This window comes from Paenibacillus doosanensis, from assembly GCF_025060755.1.
GTDB lineage: Bacteria > Bacillota > Bacilli > Paenibacillales > NBRC-103111 > Paenibacillus_S > Paenibacillus_S doosanensis.
This window is the reverse complement of record NZ_JANYUY010000006.1, coordinates 1-15,836: the sequence shown is the minus strand read 5'-3', so window position 1 is coordinate 15,836 and position 15,836 is coordinate 1. Positions and strand designations below refer to the sequence as shown.

Genomic DNA, 15,836 nt, shown 5'->3' with positions numbered 1-15,836 from the left:
AAAGGCAATTGAACAAGTGGATTCGCGGTACGAACGCGGTTGTATTATCGCTTGCGGTGATCGGCATTTTTATCGTCCTGACGATCTTCCTGAACTCGACGAAAACCTTGCAGATCGACCTGACGCAAAACAAACAGTTTACGTTATCCGACCAAACGATTCAAACGCTGCAATCAATCGATAAAGAAGTGCATATTATCGCTCTGACCAGCTCGCAGACGCAGCCGGTAATGAATCGGGAAGTCGTCGACCTGGTACAGGAATACAAAAAGCGCAACAGCAAAATTATATTCGACCAGTACGATATGGAGAGCCATCCGGAGATTGCTCAAAAGTATGAAGTCGACCCGTCGGGCACACTCGTCATTGAGAGCGGCGGCCAAACGAAAACGATTTATTTTTATGATATGTTCGGTCAAGGCCAGTCCCAGACGGATTATCAGTTCAGCGGGGAACAGAAGGTGACCCAGGCGCTGGTCAACCTGAACGTCAAAGATAAGCTCAAAGTATACTTCCTATCCGGTCATAATGAAATTCCTTTGAGTCAAATGACGGTTTGGCAGAGCGCGCTGGAGAATGAGAACTATGAAGTCAAAGATCTGAACCTGCTGAAGGAAGGCAAAATTCCCGATGACGCCCAGGCGCTGTTCATTATCGGCGCGGATTCGGACCTTAGCGATAAAGAGGCAGAGGTTATCCAAGATTATGTCAAAGGCAACGGCAAGCTCTATGTTACGCTGGGCTTCGACCAGGACATGACGACCAAATGGAAAAATCTCGACGCCTTGGTAGCGCAGTTCGGCATTAAGGACCAGCATGCGGTAGCAGTCGATCCGAAGCAAAGCCGGCTTCTGACGCCGCTGACGATTATTCCGGAGTATGGCTATCACGATATTACGAAAAAGCTTCAGGATTACAATCTGGCCATGCTGCTCACGCTGGCGGTATCCTTGAATGCGGATCAGCCGGTAGACGACTATCCGGTCACGAACATCCTGAAGACCTCCGACCAGGCTTACGGAGAGACGGATTTAAACATGCTGGCTCAAGGCAAGTCAGCCAAGGACGATAAGGATGTCAAAGGTCCGCTCAATTTGGGATACGTCGTGGAAACGAAAGACAAGAAGCCGAAAGCCGTAGTATTGGGCGGCTCGACGTTCCTCCGGGATGACGTGATCGGGCAGCAGGGCAACCGAGACTTCGCCTTAAACAGCGTAGGCTGGCTTCAGGAGCAGAAGGATCAAGTGACGATTCGCCCTCGTGAGAATCAGATGCAGCCGGCCATGATTACCGGCGGACAGGCGCAAGCTATTTTCTACGGTACGGTCTTGTTATTCCCGTTACTCTTCCTCATCGTCGGCGGTACGATTTGGTGGAGGAGGAGAAAAGGATGAGACGGCTTATACCGACATTAATATTGGTTATTATTTGTGTGGGCGGCTTCTGGTACGCATCCAGTCAAGACTTCTTTAAGGAGAAGAAGGATACGCCTCCGCCGCTGGCTAAAGTAACCAAGACGGATGTAGCGAGCTATACGATCAAATCCGGCGACACCGAGATCGAGCTGCAGCAGAAGGACGGCAAATGGACGATGACCAAGCCGTCCGCGGTTCCGCTGAACGATTATACGGCGAACGGGTGGATCGATTCGTTCAATCTGCTGTCGAAAGAAGCGACTATCGACGCCGAGGGCAAGGATTTGGCCAAATTCGGGCTGGATAAACCGCAGCAGCAGTTTACTGTCAAGCTGAATAACGGCACCGAGCAGACGCTGAGCGTCGGCAATGCGATGCTCGTACAGGGCTTCGATTACGCGATGTTCAGCGGCTCGCCGGAAGTGTTCAAGCTGAGCGATTCTCAAGTGAAGTCGCTGGCCTTGGCACAGATGGATTTTATGGAAAAAAGCCCGATCAAGCTCGAATACGAGCAGGTTCGCGGCGTGAATGTGGAATGGCAAGGCGCCAAGTATACATTAACCAAGACGGATACGGACAAAAAGTCGTACGAAGCGAACTGGAAGCTGGGCGACAAGGAAGTGAAGGGTGCGGATGCGAGCCCGTACTTGGATAAAATTCAGTTCCTGTCCACCGATCAGCCGGCTAAGCCTGCGGGCGAGGTGAAGATAGACGCGCCGGAGCTGCGCATTGAGGTGAAGTCGGCGGATACGTCAGGCAAAGAGACGACGACGGTGTACCTTGGCAAAGTGCAGCAGGACAACGTTTGGATCGCCCAGCAGGACGGACAATGGGCGTACTCTCTGCCGGTAGCGACCGTGCAGGAGCTGGCCGACAAGTTTAAGGAGCCGCCTGAGCAGCCGGAACCTTCCCCGGCACCGTCTCCATCGCCTTCGCCTGCGGCTCAGCCGCAGCAATAACGATCGTTTTGAACATAGCTCATGAGCTCGGGTTGCCCGGGTTCATGGGCTTTTTGTGTATGAAGGCTATTTTTTCAAAAATGCGGCGGAAACGACTACATAGTTTTCCACATCCTGGGCAATCTAAAGATGTCAAAGACGAAAGGAGGACAAATCGATGTTTAATCAGCAGGGACAACAACAGCAGCAAGGAATGAACACGGTCAGCTCCAAAGAATTGTCGTACATAACGGATTGCTTGAAAAATGAGGAGCTGCTGGCCAAGCTGTCCGCTCATGGTTTGGCGGATTGCCAGTCTCCGCAGCTGAAGCAGCAATTGACGCAAATCGCTCAGGATCGCCTGGCGAATTCCGATCAGCTCTTAAGAACGCTGCAGCAGCATACGTATATGTCTCACTAATTATACAGGAGGTGTACTAACCCATGTATCAGCAAAATTATAATTCACAACAGCCGCTTCATCAGCATACGCCTCTGCAGGAGCAGGATTGGGGCAATCTGGTGCTCGCCGAGCTGAAGCGCGCCGCGCGCGAGTATACGACGGCGGCGCTGGAAGCGACGCATCCGGCTATTCGCCAAACGTTCCAAAGCTTGGCGCAAAGAACGATGCAGGATCAGGCGGAGCTGTTTACGGTACTGTCCCAAATGCACGGCTACGGCTCGGTCAAAATGGCCCAGCAGCAAGAAATTCAGCAGGATTTGCAGCAGCAAATCCAGAAAGTGGAGCAGCTGCAGTCGCTCGTGCAGCGGTCGATCCAGCAGGCTAACGCCGGGGCGGGCGTATACCAGCAGGCGGCGCAGACTTCTTACCAGGCATATCCGCAATACCAGCAGCAGCCGGTATATGCTTCTTACGAGCAGCCAAGCGGATTCTCCGGCTCGCAAACCGGAGGCTCCCTGACCGGATCTACAGCTTCGCAGTCGCAGCAGCAAACTTCCGGCGCTTACGGCCAGAGCTACGGCGCGGGCTATAACGCTCAAGGCTACTACGGTTCGCAAAGCGGTCAAGGTCAAAGCCAAGGCGCCTCGTACAGCTCGGCTTCCCATCCAAGCCAGTCGCAGCATTATTCGTTTGCTTCGGCGGGCGGTGCGTCCGATGGGTTCAATATGAATCAGAGCTCGACCTCGCAGAGCATCGCGAACGAGCTGACCGGGTCGATCCGCTCGGCGTCGAACGCTCAGGATTACAGCGCATCAAGCCGGGCGGGGCAAGAGAGCTTCTCTTCTGCCAAGTCGGCTGGCGGCCTAGGAAGCTTCGCCTCTTATTCGGGAGCGCAAGCGGCATCGTCCCGCGGCGGCAATAGCTTCGATTGGACCGACGATAACGACGGCGGCTCAGCCTCTGCGTCAGCGCTCGGAGCCGCCAATCGCGGCGGCAACAGCTACAATTGGACGGCCGACGACAATAATGGCGCGTCGTCCGGTTTGAACAGCACGAGATAAACGGGCAATCCGCCGGCGGCAGCAAGATGAGCTGCTGTCCGGCATGTCGGTTCGGAGTGCCTGCCCAACCCCTGCAGAGGTTCAGTATTGAAGCTGCAGGGGTTTTTGCGTTATGCGGGCGTCGCAAAGGGGAAAGCGATAAGGGTATAATGAGAGCGGCAGGCCATTTTTTCAAAAAAACGAGGTGTTACGATTGTATCGGATTCTGATTGTCGAAGACGATGACAAGATCGCCGGGATTTTGCAAGGCTATTTGCAAAAGTACGGTTACGAAGCGATAAGAACGACCGAGTTCGGCGACATCAAGCAGGCGTTCCTTAAACATCATCCGCAGCTTGTCCTGCTCGATATTAACCTCCCGCAGTACGACGGGTTCTACTGGTGCCGGCAAATTCGGACGGTATCGAACGCGCCGATCGTCTTCCTGTCCGCCAGAGTGGGCGAGATGGATCAAGTGATGGCGATTGAGAACGGAGGCGACGATTACATTACGAAGCCGTTTCATCTGGATGTCGTCATTGCCAAGGTGAAGGGCGTGCTTCGCCGCGCGTACGGAGAATATGCGGTTCCCGGGGCTGCGGCGCCGGAGCGGCTGGAGCTCGCAGGCCTCATCCTCGATGCGACGAGGAATACGATGGAGTGGGGGGGCGGCAAGGTCGAATTGTCCCGCAACGAATTCGTGCTGATGGACTGCCTCGCTAGGCATGCGGACCGGATCGTTACGCGGGAGACGCTGCTGGAAGCGCTGTGGGACGACATCGATTTCGTCGACGACAACACGCTGACCGTCAATGTCGCGCGGGTGCGCAAGAAGCTGGAGGAGCTCGGGATCGTGAAGGCGATCGAGACGATCCGCGGGCAGGGCTACAAGCTGGACACCGCCTGGGGGGATCGCTTATGAGCTGGAGAAGCTTTCTGCTCGACCGGATGGCGTACGTCACAGTGTATATCGCCAACATAGTTTTGGTCATGATCGTAATGGAACTGGCGCTGCTTCCGCAAGGGATGTCTCTTCAGAAGGGCAATATGCTGTATATCGCCGTGCTGGCGCTGGCAGGAGTTATGATTTTTCTTCTTATCGATTATGCGCGCCAGAGAGCTTACTTCGGCACCTTGAAGGCGATCCGCGGCCAATCCGAGCCGCTCGACCGGCTGGCCGGCCTGCCTGACGGAGTGACGCGTGAGCAGACGATGACGATGGAGCTGTTAAGACAGCTGTATGTCGGCTGTGAAGAGAAGATCGCTCATTACCGCAGACAGCAGGAGCATCATAACGTATTCGTGCGGCAGTGGGTTCACCAGATGAAGACGCCGGTCTCGGTCATCGATCTGTTGACCCAGCAAAGCGGCACGGGGGAGAGCGGCACGGCCGAGCCGGTGCTGCGCAGCATACAGGAGGAGAACGACCGGCTTGCTCACGGGCTGGATATGATGCTGCAGACGGCCCGCCTCGAGAAGTTCGCCGTGGACGTCCATATCCATCGGGTAGACTTGGAGAGAGTCGTTCGCGAAGTGATCAACGAGCATAAGCGAGCTTGCATCCGCCACGGCGTATTTCCCAAGCTGGTTGTGGAAGAGGAAGCGCGGTATGTGGAATCGGACGATAAGTGGCTCTCGGTGGCGGTCAGGCAGATCGTCTCCAATGCGCTGAAGTATTCGGGCGCAGCCGGAGACCGGGCGGGGGATGGGCCGGCGGGCAAGCGGCTCGATATTACGGTCGCGCGCGAAGACGGCGACGTCTGCGTCCGGTTTAGCGATAACGGTATCGGAATTGCGGAGCAGGATTTGCCGCGGGTATTCGATCCCTTTTTCACCGGAGAGAACGGCAGAAAGGTCGGGGAGTCTACCGGCATGGGACTTTATCTGGTCAAGGAGCTGTGCGACCGGCTCGGCCACCGGGTTCAGATCGCTTCCAAGGTCGGACGGGGCACGACCGTCACGCTGCGCTTCCCTCCCGCATCCGTACTCCACGATGTGCTGAAGCGTCCGATGTGACAACATTGTAAGATAAGCCTTCCCGATTGTAAGGTAAATCGATAGCAGCGTCCGTCCGGCTTTTTTATACTAAGGTCAGTGATTTCAGACGGATTTCTCGATGAATCCGCTTGAGGGAGGCAAGGCTAACATGGCAGTTTTGAAAACCGACAATTTATGCAAAACCTACGGCAGCAAAAACGGCAACGCCGTCTATAAAGCGCTGGAGCAGGTGTATCTCGAAGTGCAGGAAGGGGAATTCGTCGGCATTATGGGCCCGTCCGGCAGCGGGAAGACGACGCTGCTTAACTTGCTCGCTACGATCGACAAGCCCACCTCGGGCCACATCCAGATTAACGGAACGAACCCTAACGGATTGAATAATAAGGAGCTGGCGCTGTTCCGCCGCAGGCAGCTGGGCTTCATCTTCCAGGACTTTAACCTGCTGGAGACGCTTAGCCTGAAGGAGAACATCATATTGCCGCTTGTGCTGGAGAATAAGAAACCGGCCGAGATCGAACAGCGGGTGCAGGATATTGTCCGCACGCTGAACATCGCCCATTTGCTGGACAAACGAACCTATGAAGTGTCCGGAGGCCAGCAGCAGCGGGCCGCCATTGCCCGCGCAATGATCCATAACCCGGCGCTGCTGCTGGCCGACGAGCTGACTGGCAATCTGGATTCCAAGGCGGCCAAGGACGTGATGGAGTCGCTGAAGGAAATGAACGAGGAGCGGGGAGCCACGATTCTGATGGTGACGCACGACCCGTTCGCCGCGAGCTACTGCAAGCGAATCATTTTTATTAAAGACGGCCGTCTATTCAACGAAATCCGCAGGGGCGCGAGCCGGCAGTCGTTTTTCCAGCAAATTCTCGATGCGCTAAGCTATTTGGGAGGGGACTTCGATGACCTTTCGACAGCTCGCTCTTAAGAACATCCAGGGCAATTGGCACCGATATATCGCTTTTTTTCTAAGCAGCACCTTTTCGGTGATGATTTTTTACATCTATGCCTCCTTTATCTTCCATCCCGACGTAGTGAACGGAGCGATTCAGGCCGCCGACAAGGTTAGGCACGGGATGATCGCCTGCGAGTTTCTGATCGTAATGTTCTCGTTCTTCTTTGTGCTGTACGCCAGCTTCGCTTTTCTGAAAACGCGCAAGAAAGAAATCGGACTGCTCACGCTGCTCGGCATGACCCGCTCGCAGATCAACAAGCTCGTGCTTTATGAAAATGCGGCTATCGCTCTGCTCTCCATTGCGGCGGGCTGCACCTTGGGCACGTTGTTCTCAAAGCTGTTCTTTATGGCGCTCGCCGAGCTGCTTCAGGTCGATAATCCGATCCGGTTTCTGATCGTGCCGCAAGCGCTGCTTTACACCGCGGCGGGATTTTTTTTGCTGTTTCTGGCGATTACGCTGATTACGCTCATCGGCATGGGCCGCAACCAGGTGATCGAGCTGCTCAAGGCTTCCAAGCAGCCCAAGACGATGCCCGCCTCCTCCGGATGGCTGGCGGCCCTTGCCGTCGTTTGTCTGGGAACCGGCTACGGCATCGCCTACACGACGTCGGCCAACATGATTGTCCTCGTAATGCTGCCGGTCACGGGCCTGGTCGTTGTAGGCACTTATTTTCTGTTTACTCAAGCCAGCGTCGCGATATTGAAGCGGCTGCAGCGGATGCCGGGCTTTTACTACCGGAGTACGCGCCTTATTACGATTGCCCAGCTGGTGTTTAAAATGAAAGACAACGCCCGCATTCTATTCGTCGTATCGGTGCTTAGCGCAGTGATTTTGACGGCTTCCGGCTCCGTCTATATGTTCTATCAAGGGGCCCGAGAACAGCTGTTGGACACGTTTCCGCAAAGCATCGGCTACGCCGAGCCAGGCTCCGCAGTGACGCCTTCCATGCGGCCGGAGCAGGTGCAGCGGTCGCTTGCGGAGAGCGGAGTGCAGGTAACGGGTTCCATTGAAACGGTCGGGATTGTCGCCTCCGCCGAGCTGAACACGCCCGGCCCCCGGATGTCCAAGGTGCTTCTGCTGCCTGCGGATGTGTATAACGAAGCGGTGGAGCCGGCCAAAGGCGCAGGCCGGATCGCTATCGAGCCGGGCCACGGACTGTTCGTCAACCCGTATCGGGGGACGGAATTCGTTTATTTTAAAAAAGGAGACATACTGACGACGGCGGAAGGGGAACCGGGCGCAGGCTTGCAGATGGACGGGCAGATCAGCGGCGCTTTTCTCAACCTGCCGTATGAAACGAACCGCGTCGTGCTGATGAATGACGGCGATTTCCAAGCCCTCCTCACCGCAATGCCGGAGGAGAAGAAGCTAGCCTACGCGGGATATGAAATCGCGCCGTGGGAGCAGTCGGGAGCGGCGGTGAACGAGTTGAAAAGCCGGCTGACGAAAGCGCAGGCCGACCGGTTCAGCGATCGCGTCAGCTCGTATTTGGAGATGAAGCAGTTCAGCTCGTTGACGCTGTTCATCGGCGTGTTCATCAGCTTCTTATTTTTTATGGCGTCCGGCAGCATGCTCTACTTTAAGCTGTTCACCGAACTTCAGGACGATCAAGCGCAGTACAGATCGCTGACGCGAATCGGAGTGTCGATGCAGGAAATTCGTTCCATTACGAGCGCGCAGATCGGGATCATCTTCTTTATCCCCGTTCTTGTCGGCGGGGTGCACGCCGCGTTCGCCTATAAGGCGCTAAGCAATACGATGGCCTTCTCCGTATGGAAGTACGGCCTCCTGATCGTCTTGATTTACGCCGTCATGCAGCTGTTTTACTTCTTGCTGACGCGCCGCGCGTACATGAAGCAGATGAAGCGTTTATAATTTCAAAAGACACGGGAACATGAGTTCCTGTGTCTTTTTCTTTTTTTCGGCGGCAAAACGCGGGTAAAATGGTCCGGAAACGGATTTGACACGTTTTGCCCTGTAGCATAGACTAGCTGTAGAGAGGGTTAGACAGAGTACGTTTGGAAGCCGCCAAACAGAGAACGGAGGCAATACGTTGCATTGGGATTTTAGGCAATGGAACCATATTTTCAAGCTGGACCCGGACAAGGATATCTCGGACGAGCTTCTCGACAAGGTATGTCTTTCGGGCACGGACGCGATTATTGTAGGAGGCTCCTCAGGCGTCACGTTCGATAACACGGTCGATTTGCTGTCCCGCATTCGCCGTTACGAGGTACCCTGCGCGCTGGAAGTATCGGATCGGGAAGCGATTGTGCCGGGATTTGATTTCTTTTTCATTCCGATGGTGCTCAACTCCCGCAATCCGGAATGGATTATAGGCCAGCATCACCGGGCGCTGCGCGAATACGGAGCCGTTATGGACTGGAATCAGGTCGTCACGGAAGGGTACGTCATGTTGAACGAACAGTCTACGGCGGCGCGCATTACCGAAGCGGACACCGGGCTGGATGCGAAAGATACGGAAGCTTACGCCCGTCTGGCGGACCGGCTGCTTCGCTGCGGCATTTTCTATATGGAATACAGCGGCACGTTCGGCGATATGGCTCTGGTTGCGCGAATCCGCGAGGTATTGAAGGATGCGCGGCTGTTTTACGGCGGCGGCATCGACGACCCGGACAAGGCGTACCGGGCGGCGCAAGCGGCGCATACCGTCATTGTTGGCAATGCGATATACGAACAGCCGGAGCTTGCTCTTGCCACCGTGCAGGCGGTAAGGGAAGCCAGAGAAGCCGGCAATCGCGAGTAGAAAGGAACGATGAACACAATGAATGAAACCATCGATATATTTGCATCGATAGATACGCTGAACCCTCAGCAAAAGAAAGCCGTCGAAACCGTCGACGGGCCTTTGCTCATTATGGCCGGAGCGGGCAGCGGCAAGACCCGCGTGCTGACGCACCGGATCGCTTATTTGATCGCTACGCGCAAGGCGGCGCCGTGGAGCATTCTGGCCATCACCTTCACCAACAAAGCGGCCCGCGAAATGCAGGAGCGCGTCGGCAAGCTGGTCGGCCCGGGCGGTCAGGACATCTGGGTATCCACGTTCCACTCGATGTGCGTGCGCATCTTGCGCAGAGACATCTCCCGTATCGGTTTCTCCTCCAACTTCACGATTCTCGATTCGGGCGATCAGTTGTCCGTGGTCAAGAACTGCATGAAGGAGCTGAACATCGACTCCAAGAAATTCGAGCCCAAAGCGGTTCAAGCCGCCATCAGCACGGCCAAGAACGAGCTCAAGACGCCGGAGATGCTGGAGAACCTGATCGGCGATTATTTCGACGGTATTGTCGCCCGCGTCTTCAAGCTGTACCAGAAGAAGCTGAAGATGAACAACTCGCTCGACTTCGACGATTTGATTATGACGACGATTCAACTGTTTAAAGAAGTGCCGGAAGTGCTCGATTTCTACCAAAATAAATTCCAATATATCCATGTCGACGAATACCAGGATACGAACCGTGCGCAGTACATGCTCTGCCTGATGCTGGCGGACAAGCACAAGCGCATTTGCGTCGTAGGGGACAGCGACCAGTCGATTTACCGCTGGCGCGGCGCCGACATTACCAACATCCTCAATTTCGAGAAGGATTATCCTAACGCGACGACGATTTTGCTGGAGCAAAATTACCGTTCGACCTCGAATATTTTGAACGCGGCCAACAAGGTCATTGCCAACAATATGGGACGCAAAGCGAAAAATTTGTGGACCAGCAAAGACGAGGGCAGCAAAATTCGTCTGTATCAGGCGGATTCGGAACACGAAGAAGGGTATTTTATTACTAATGAAATTAATAAAAATGTAAAAGGCGGCAAACGTTTCAGCGATCACGCGATCTTGTATCGCACCAACGCCCAGTCCCGGGTTATAGAGGAAATTTTGATCAAATCGGACATTCCTTACCAGATTGTCGGCGGCATCAAGTTCTACGACCGCAAAGAGATCAAGGACATTCTCGCTTATTTGCGGCTGATTTCCAATCCGGACGACGATATCAGCTTTGCGCGCGTCGTCAATGTACCCAAGCGGGGCATCGGCGACACGACGGTGGACCGGCTGGGGGATGCCGCCGGCAGAAGAGGCATATCGCTGTTCGCTATGCTGGAGGGAGTGGACGGTTTGGAGATCGGTACCAAGGCGAAGCATGCCTTGTCCGATTTCCGAGAGATGATCGATAACCTGAACCGGATGGTCGAATATTTGTCGGTGACCGAGCTGACGGAAAAATTGCTTGAGCTGACCGGCTACCGCCTTGAGCTGCAGCGCGAGAAAACGATCGAATCGACGGCGCGGCTGGAAAACATCGACGAATTCCTGTCCGTGACGATGGACTTCGAGAAGCGCAACGAGGACAAATCGCTCGTTTCGTTCCTGACCGATCTGGCGCTGATCGCCGACATCGATTCGATGAATGACGCTGCCGAAGCGGCCGCGGATGCGAACGATTCCGTCGTGCTGATGACGATGCACAGCGCCAAAGGGCTGGAGTTTCCCGTCGTCTTCATCATCGGTATGGAAGAGGGCGTATTCCCGCACAGCCGCGCTTCCAACGACAACGAGGAGCTCGAAGAGGAGCGCCGCCTCGCCTATGTCGGCATTACGCGCGCGGAACAGGAGCTGTTCCTCACATGCGCCAGAATGCGCACGCTGTTCGGGCGCACGAATATGAACGCTCCGTCGCGGTTCTTGACGGAGATTCCGGAGGAGCTGCTCGAGGTGGCCTCCCCTGGCGGCACGATCGGCGGCCGCTCCGGCGGCTCCTGGGGCAGCCGCGAAGGGCGCTATGGCTCAAGCGGAAGCTTCGGCTCCTCGAGCGGCGGCTTCATGAGCTCGTCGCAAGCCGGCCGCGCCGCGGGATTCCGCCCGACGGCGGGCGGAGCGGGAGCCGCCGCTGCCGGAGCCGCGCGTCCTGCTCCGGTGGCCTCTGCCGCCGCCGGAGCGGCGAAGCCGGTGGGCGATTACAAGATGGGCGATAAAGTCGCCCACGGCAAGTGGGGCACCGGCGTCGTCGTAGCGATCAAAGGCTCCGGCGACGATACGGAGCTGCAGATCGCCTTCCCGGCGCCGGTCGGCGTCAAGCGATTGCTGGCCAAATTCGCTCCGATTACCAAGGAAGGCTAAACCGATTAGCCTGCCGACTTACGATTTCTATTTTTGGAGAGGACGGTTTTCTTTATATGACGGATGCTCTGCAGGCCATGAAAGCCCTCATCGAAGAAATCAATCATCACAACTACTTGTACTATACGCTCGATCAGCCCGGCATCGCCGATGCGGATTACGACAAGCTGTACGACAAGCTCGTAGCTATGGAGCGGGAGACCGGCATCGTGCTGCCCGATTCCCCTACAGGCCGGGTCGGCGACCAACTGCTCAAGGGCTTTGACGAGCATAAGCACAGAGCAAGGCTGTGGAGCCTTGATAAAGCGCAAAACCATGAGGACTTAACGGCCTGGCACACGCGCGCCGCCAAGCTGGTGAACGATTATAACACCCGCAACCCGGAGAATCCGCTCCCTCCGCTGTCTTTTGTCGTGGAGTTGAAATTCGACGGGCTGACTTTGAATTTGACCTATGAGCACGGGCGGCTCGTTCAGGCTGCTACCCGTGGCAACGGCGTTGTCGGCGAAGGTATCCTCGCTCAGGTCAAGACGATCAAGTCGGTTCCCCTGACGATCCCGTATACGGACGGAGTGATTGAGGTTCAGGGCGAAGGGATCATGAACCTGTCCGTGCTGGAGGCTTACAATCAGACGGCCGCGGAGCCGCTTAAGAACGCCCGGAATGCCGCGGCGGGCGCTCTGCGCAACCTGAACCCGAAAGTGACCGCAGAACGGAAATTAAACGCATATTTCTATAACATAGGCTATACCGACGGTTTAACGTTTGCCGATCATCGGGAGATGGTCGAGTTTTTGCGCGAGAACCGGTTCCGTATCAGCCCGTTCGTGCGCTACTTCGATTCTATCGAGGAAGTTGCTCAGGAACTGGACGCCGTCGTATCCATGCGCAACACATTCGATTTTCTGATCGATGGGCTGGTAGTCAAAGTCAGCGATATGCGCACCCGCGAGGCGCTCGGGTATACGGATAAATTTCCGCGCTGGGCCGTCGCATTCAAGTTCGAAGCGGAGGAAGCGATCACAACGCTGCAGTCGGTTTCATGGGAGGTCGGCCGCACCGGCAAGATCACTCCTGTCGCCAAGGTCGAACCGGTCGATATCGCCGGTGTGACGGTGCAGAACTGTACGCTGAACAATATCGGCGACATCGAGCGGAAAAACTTAAAGCATGCGCTCGGCAGCCAAGTGTACATTCGCCGCTCCAACGACGTCATCCCCGAAATATTGGGAAAAGTGACGGAGGAACAGGATGGCGAAGAGATCGTCTTTCCCGAGCAGTGCCCTTCCTGCGGCTCGCCGCTTGAGCTGAAGGGCGCTCACCTGTTCTGTCTGAACCGGCTGGAATGCCGTCCGCAGCTGATCGGCCGTATTACTCATTTCGCCTCGAGGGACGCGATGGATATCGAGACGTTCAGCATCATGACCGCGGAGCAGCTGTATCAGGAGCTGGGCGTGCGCGATCCGGCCGATTTGTACGGTTTGACCTTCGACGATCTGATCAAGCTGGAGCGCTTCGGCGAGAAGAAAGCGAACAACCTGCTGGCCGCCTTTGAAAAAAGCAAGCAGTGCGATCTCGCTTCCTTCCTGTTCGCGCTCGGCATTCCGAATACGGGTAAAACGACGACCAAGGTGCTGGCCGATCATTACCGCAGTCTGGATAAGCTGATGGAGGCGACGGCCGAAGAGCTGGTCCTATTACAGGATATCGGCGACATCGTGGCCGACAGCATCGTGAGCTTTTTCCGCGATCCGGTCATGCAGCGCAGCATCGAACGGCTGCTTCAAGCCGGAGTGAATCCGGTCAGCGAAGAAGCGCCGGTCATTATGAATGCAGAAAATCCATTTTTCGGTAAAACGATCGTGCTGACCGGAACGCTCTCTTCCATGAGCCGCGATGAAGCCGCTAAAAAGCTGGAAGCATTGGGCGCCAAAATCACCGGCAGCGTCTCCAAAAAGACGGATATTGTCGTTGCGGGAGAAAGCGCCGGCAGCAAGCTGACCAAGGCGCAGCAGCTAGGCATTCGCATCATTGACGACGAACAGGAGCTGCTTCAGCTGCTGAACGGATAAAGATAAGGGAAGAAGGCAAGCTGCTGCTTGCCTTCTTTGCTCTGAAAGGCGCAGTTTAAAGCGACGGTTGTTTAACACGTATCTTCGAAATGGCGCTCCAGGCGATGTCACTGGTTAATATTGCTTAGTCGATGAAAGGTCTTAGTTATGCTAACGCCTGCTTTGCATGTGGCATAAACATTATTTGGCGAATATTCGGCTTTTATAAAGGAACGAGGAGGCGTAAATCGGATGCTTCATATTGTTAATGGGGACGGATTCGGTTCGATCTTGCAGGCGAGCGGCATGGAAGGTGAGATTCTTGTTTGGCGGGAGTCGTTGTATGAAGGACCGATATCGGCAGACTTGACGAATGAGGCCGCATTGGAAGCTCGTCTTCGTTATTTTGCGGAACGGGGAGTGCCGGAAGCGCTGTTCCGGTCCTATACGAATTCCCAGGAAGAGGCGCTAAGGCTAATCGCCCAGCACGACAAAGTAATACTATGGTTTGAATACGATCTGTTCGATCAGTCGATGCTGATTTATTTGCTGATGCGACTGTGGCAATATCGCGAGATGTGGGCAGGAAAGACGCGTCTTTTTTTATTGTGCATAGATTCGTTTCCGGGAGTGCATCCTTTTAAAGGGCTTGGACAGCTGTCTTCGGACCAGGCACGCAGCTTGGCCGGCACATGGCAACCTATTACGGACGAACAGCTTGAGCTTGGCTCGCGGGCATGGCTTGCTTATGCGTCTCAGGATCCCCGCTCGGTTGTAGAGCTGCTGCATGAGGATACATCCGCCCTGCCGTTCGTATCCAGAGCAATGAAGCATCATCTTGAGCGGTTTCCATCTGTATCGAACGGCCTAAATAGGGTCGAGCAGCTCACGCTGGAGGCTGTGCATGGAGGTGCGACGCGTATTGATTCGCTTTTTCGCCAAATCTCGGAACAGACGCTTGATTATGGGATGGGCGACTTGCAGTACTGGGGGTATTTACGCTCGCTTAGCCAAGGACCATCTCCAATGATACGGATCGATGGACCGGAGCTTCCCCGTTATGATCAGAATGGCCCTATAAAGTTTGAGGCATGGTGTCTGACGATGACGGATTTTGGGGTCGAAGTGATGGCATCCGGGAAGGATGCAGTGCTTAGTAATGGTATCGACCGGTGGCTCGGCGGGGTGCATCTGCAGGGGAAACATGGGGTGTGGCGCTGGGACCCGGAGAGTCAGTCTCTGATCCGAAAAAAAGTTTAAAATAATAGTTGCATTCACTGCCCGGTTTGTGGTACATTACTTTTTGTCGCCGCTGACGGTCGCAAGATCGACAAGAGACGACAGCAACAAAAAGAAAATAAAAAAGAAGTTGCAAAAGGTTGTCCGATGTGATAAGATAAGATCTTGTCACGGTGAAACAAATGACAAATTAATGCAACGAAAGCTCTTTGAAAACTGAACAAATGATGTTGAACGCTAGCAGCAATACAATTGCAATTTTGAGCTTAAGACAAGCTCTGTTATAACGAAAGGTGCTTCGGCATCGGTCGTACTTTAATGGAGAGTTTGATCCTGGCTCAGGACGAACGCTGGCGGCGTGCCTAATACATGCAAGTCGAGCGGACTGTTCCTTCGGGAACAGTTAGCGGCGGACGGGTGAGTAACACGTAGGCAACCTGCCTGTAAGATCGGGATAACTATCGGAAACGATAGCTAAGACCGGATAGCTGGTCTTCTCGCATGAGGAGATCATGAAACACGGGGTAACCTGTGGCTTACGGATGGGCCTGCGGCGCATTAGCTAGTTGGTAGGGTAACGGCCTACCAAGGCGACGATGCGTAGCCGACCTGAGAGGGTGATCGGCCACACTGGGACTGAGACACGGCCCAGACTC

At 55.0% G+C, this 15,836-nt stretch carries 12 protein-coding genes and 1 rRNA gene; all 13 read left to right on the top strand.

The features are described from left to right. Positions 1-8 precede the first annotated feature (8 nt). On the top strand, positions 9-1,394 hold the full coding sequence (locus N0M98_RS06955; RefSeq protein WP_259617376.1) for a GldG family protein: 1,386 nt from the start codon (positions 9-11) through the stop codon (positions 1,392-1,394). Then, on the top strand, positions 1,391-2,374 hold the full coding sequence (locus N0M98_RS06950; protein WP_259617375.1) for a DUF4340 domain-containing protein: 984 nt from the start codon (positions 1,391-1,393) through the stop codon (positions 2,372-2,374). The genes N0M98_RS06955 and N0M98_RS06950 overlap by 4 nt, the downstream gene beginning before the upstream one ends. A gap of 157 nt (positions 2,375-2,531) precedes the next feature. Beyond that, entirely contained in the window at positions 2,532-2,774 is a 243-nt protein-coding gene (locus N0M98_RS06945) for a hypothetical protein (RefSeq protein WP_249860096.1), read from the top strand. Between the two features lie 23 nt (positions 2,775-2,797). After that, the gene (locus tag N0M98_RS06940) at positions 2,798-3,817 is read left to right on the top strand and encodes a spore coat protein (protein ID WP_259617374.1); all 1,020 of its coding nucleotides are present in this window, start codon (positions 2,798-2,800) and stop codon (positions 3,815-3,817) included. Positions 3,818-4,010: 193 nt separating this feature from the next. Continuing rightward, positions 4,011-4,718, top strand: coding sequence for a response regulator transcription factor (locus N0M98_RS06935; protein ID WP_249866344.1), 708 nt, complete (start codon positions 4,011-4,013; stop codon positions 4,716-4,718). Beyond that, the gene (locus tag N0M98_RS06930) at positions 4,715-5,812 is read left to right on the top strand and encodes a sensor histidine kinase (RefSeq protein ID WP_259617373.1); all 1,098 of its coding nucleotides are present in this window, start codon (positions 4,715-4,717) and stop codon (positions 5,810-5,812) included. The genes N0M98_RS06935 and N0M98_RS06930 overlap by 4 nt, the downstream gene beginning before the upstream one ends. Positions 5,813-5,942: 130 nt before the next feature. After that, entirely contained in the window at positions 5,943-6,722 is a 780-nt protein-coding gene (locus N0M98_RS06925; protein ID WP_259617372.1) for an ABC transporter ATP-binding protein, read from the top strand. After that, on the top strand, positions 6,697-8,625 hold the full coding sequence (locus tag N0M98_RS06920) for an FtsX-like permease family protein (protein WP_259617371.1): 1,929 nt from the start codon (positions 6,697-6,699) through the stop codon (positions 8,623-8,625). Before N0M98_RS06925 ends, N0M98_RS06920 begins: the two co-directional genes overlap by 26 nt. Positions 8,626-8,803: 178 nt before the next feature. After that, on the top strand, positions 8,804-9,517 hold the full coding sequence (gene pcrB / locus N0M98_RS06915; protein ID WP_259617370.1) for a heptaprenylglyceryl phosphate synthase: 714 nt from the start codon (positions 8,804-8,806) through the stop codon (positions 9,515-9,517). A gap of 18 nt (positions 9,518-9,535) precedes the next feature. Next, positions 9,536-11,890: a DNA helicase PcrA gene (pcrA, locus tag N0M98_RS06910; protein ID WP_259617369.1), complete on the top strand. Its 2,355-nt coding sequence runs from the start codon at positions 9,536-9,538 to the stop codon at positions 11,888-11,890. A 56-nt stretch (positions 11,891-11,946) separates the two neighbouring features. Then, positions 11,947-13,962 carry an NAD-dependent DNA ligase LigA gene (gene ligA, locus N0M98_RS06905; RefSeq protein ID WP_249860090.1) on the top strand — a complete coding sequence of 672 codons (2,016 nt, stop codon included), beginning with the start codon at positions 11,947-11,949 and terminating at the stop codon, positions 13,960-13,962. Positions 13,963-14,193: 231 nt separating this feature from the next. Continuing rightward, positions 14,194-15,201, top strand: coding sequence for a DUF1835 domain-containing protein (locus N0M98_RS06900; RefSeq protein ID WP_259617368.1), 1,008 nt, complete (start codon positions 14,194-14,196; stop codon positions 15,199-15,201). Between the two features lie 294 nt (positions 15,202-15,495). After that, positions 15,496-15,836 (top strand): 16S ribosomal RNA (locus N0M98_RS06895); the annotation flags it as partial.

Coding starts and splice junctions, on each gene's coding strand:
- ligA (WP_249860090.1), top strand. CDS start 11,947: ATGACGGATGCTCTGCAGGCCATGAAAGCCCTCATCGAAGAAATCAAT.
- N0M98_RS06925 (WP_259617372.1), top strand. CDS start 5,943: ATGGCAGTTTTGAAAACCGACAATTTATGCAAAACCTACGGCAGCAAA.
- N0M98_RS06945 (WP_249860096.1), top strand. CDS start 2,532: ATGTTTAATCAGCAGGGACAACAACAGCAGCAAGGAATGAACACGGTC.
- N0M98_RS06950 (WP_259617375.1), top strand. CDS start 1,391: ATGAGACGGCTTATACCGACATTAATATTGGTTATTATTTGTGTGGGC.
- N0M98_RS06940 (WP_259617374.1), top strand. CDS start 2,798: ATGTATCAGCAAAATTATAATTCACAACAGCCGCTTCATCAGCATACG.
- N0M98_RS06920 (WP_259617371.1), top strand. CDS start 6,697: ATGACCTTTCGACAGCTCGCTCTTAAGAACATCCAGGGCAATTGGCAC.
- N0M98_RS06900 (WP_259617368.1), top strand. CDS start 14,194: ATGCTTCATATTGTTAATGGGGACGGATTCGGTTCGATCTTGCAGGCG.
- N0M98_RS06930 (WP_259617373.1), top strand. CDS start 4,715: ATGAGCTGGAGAAGCTTTCTGCTCGACCGGATGGCGTACGTCACAGTG.
- pcrA (WP_259617369.1), top strand. CDS start 9,536: ATGAATGAAACCATCGATATATTTGCATCGATAGATACGCTGAACCCT.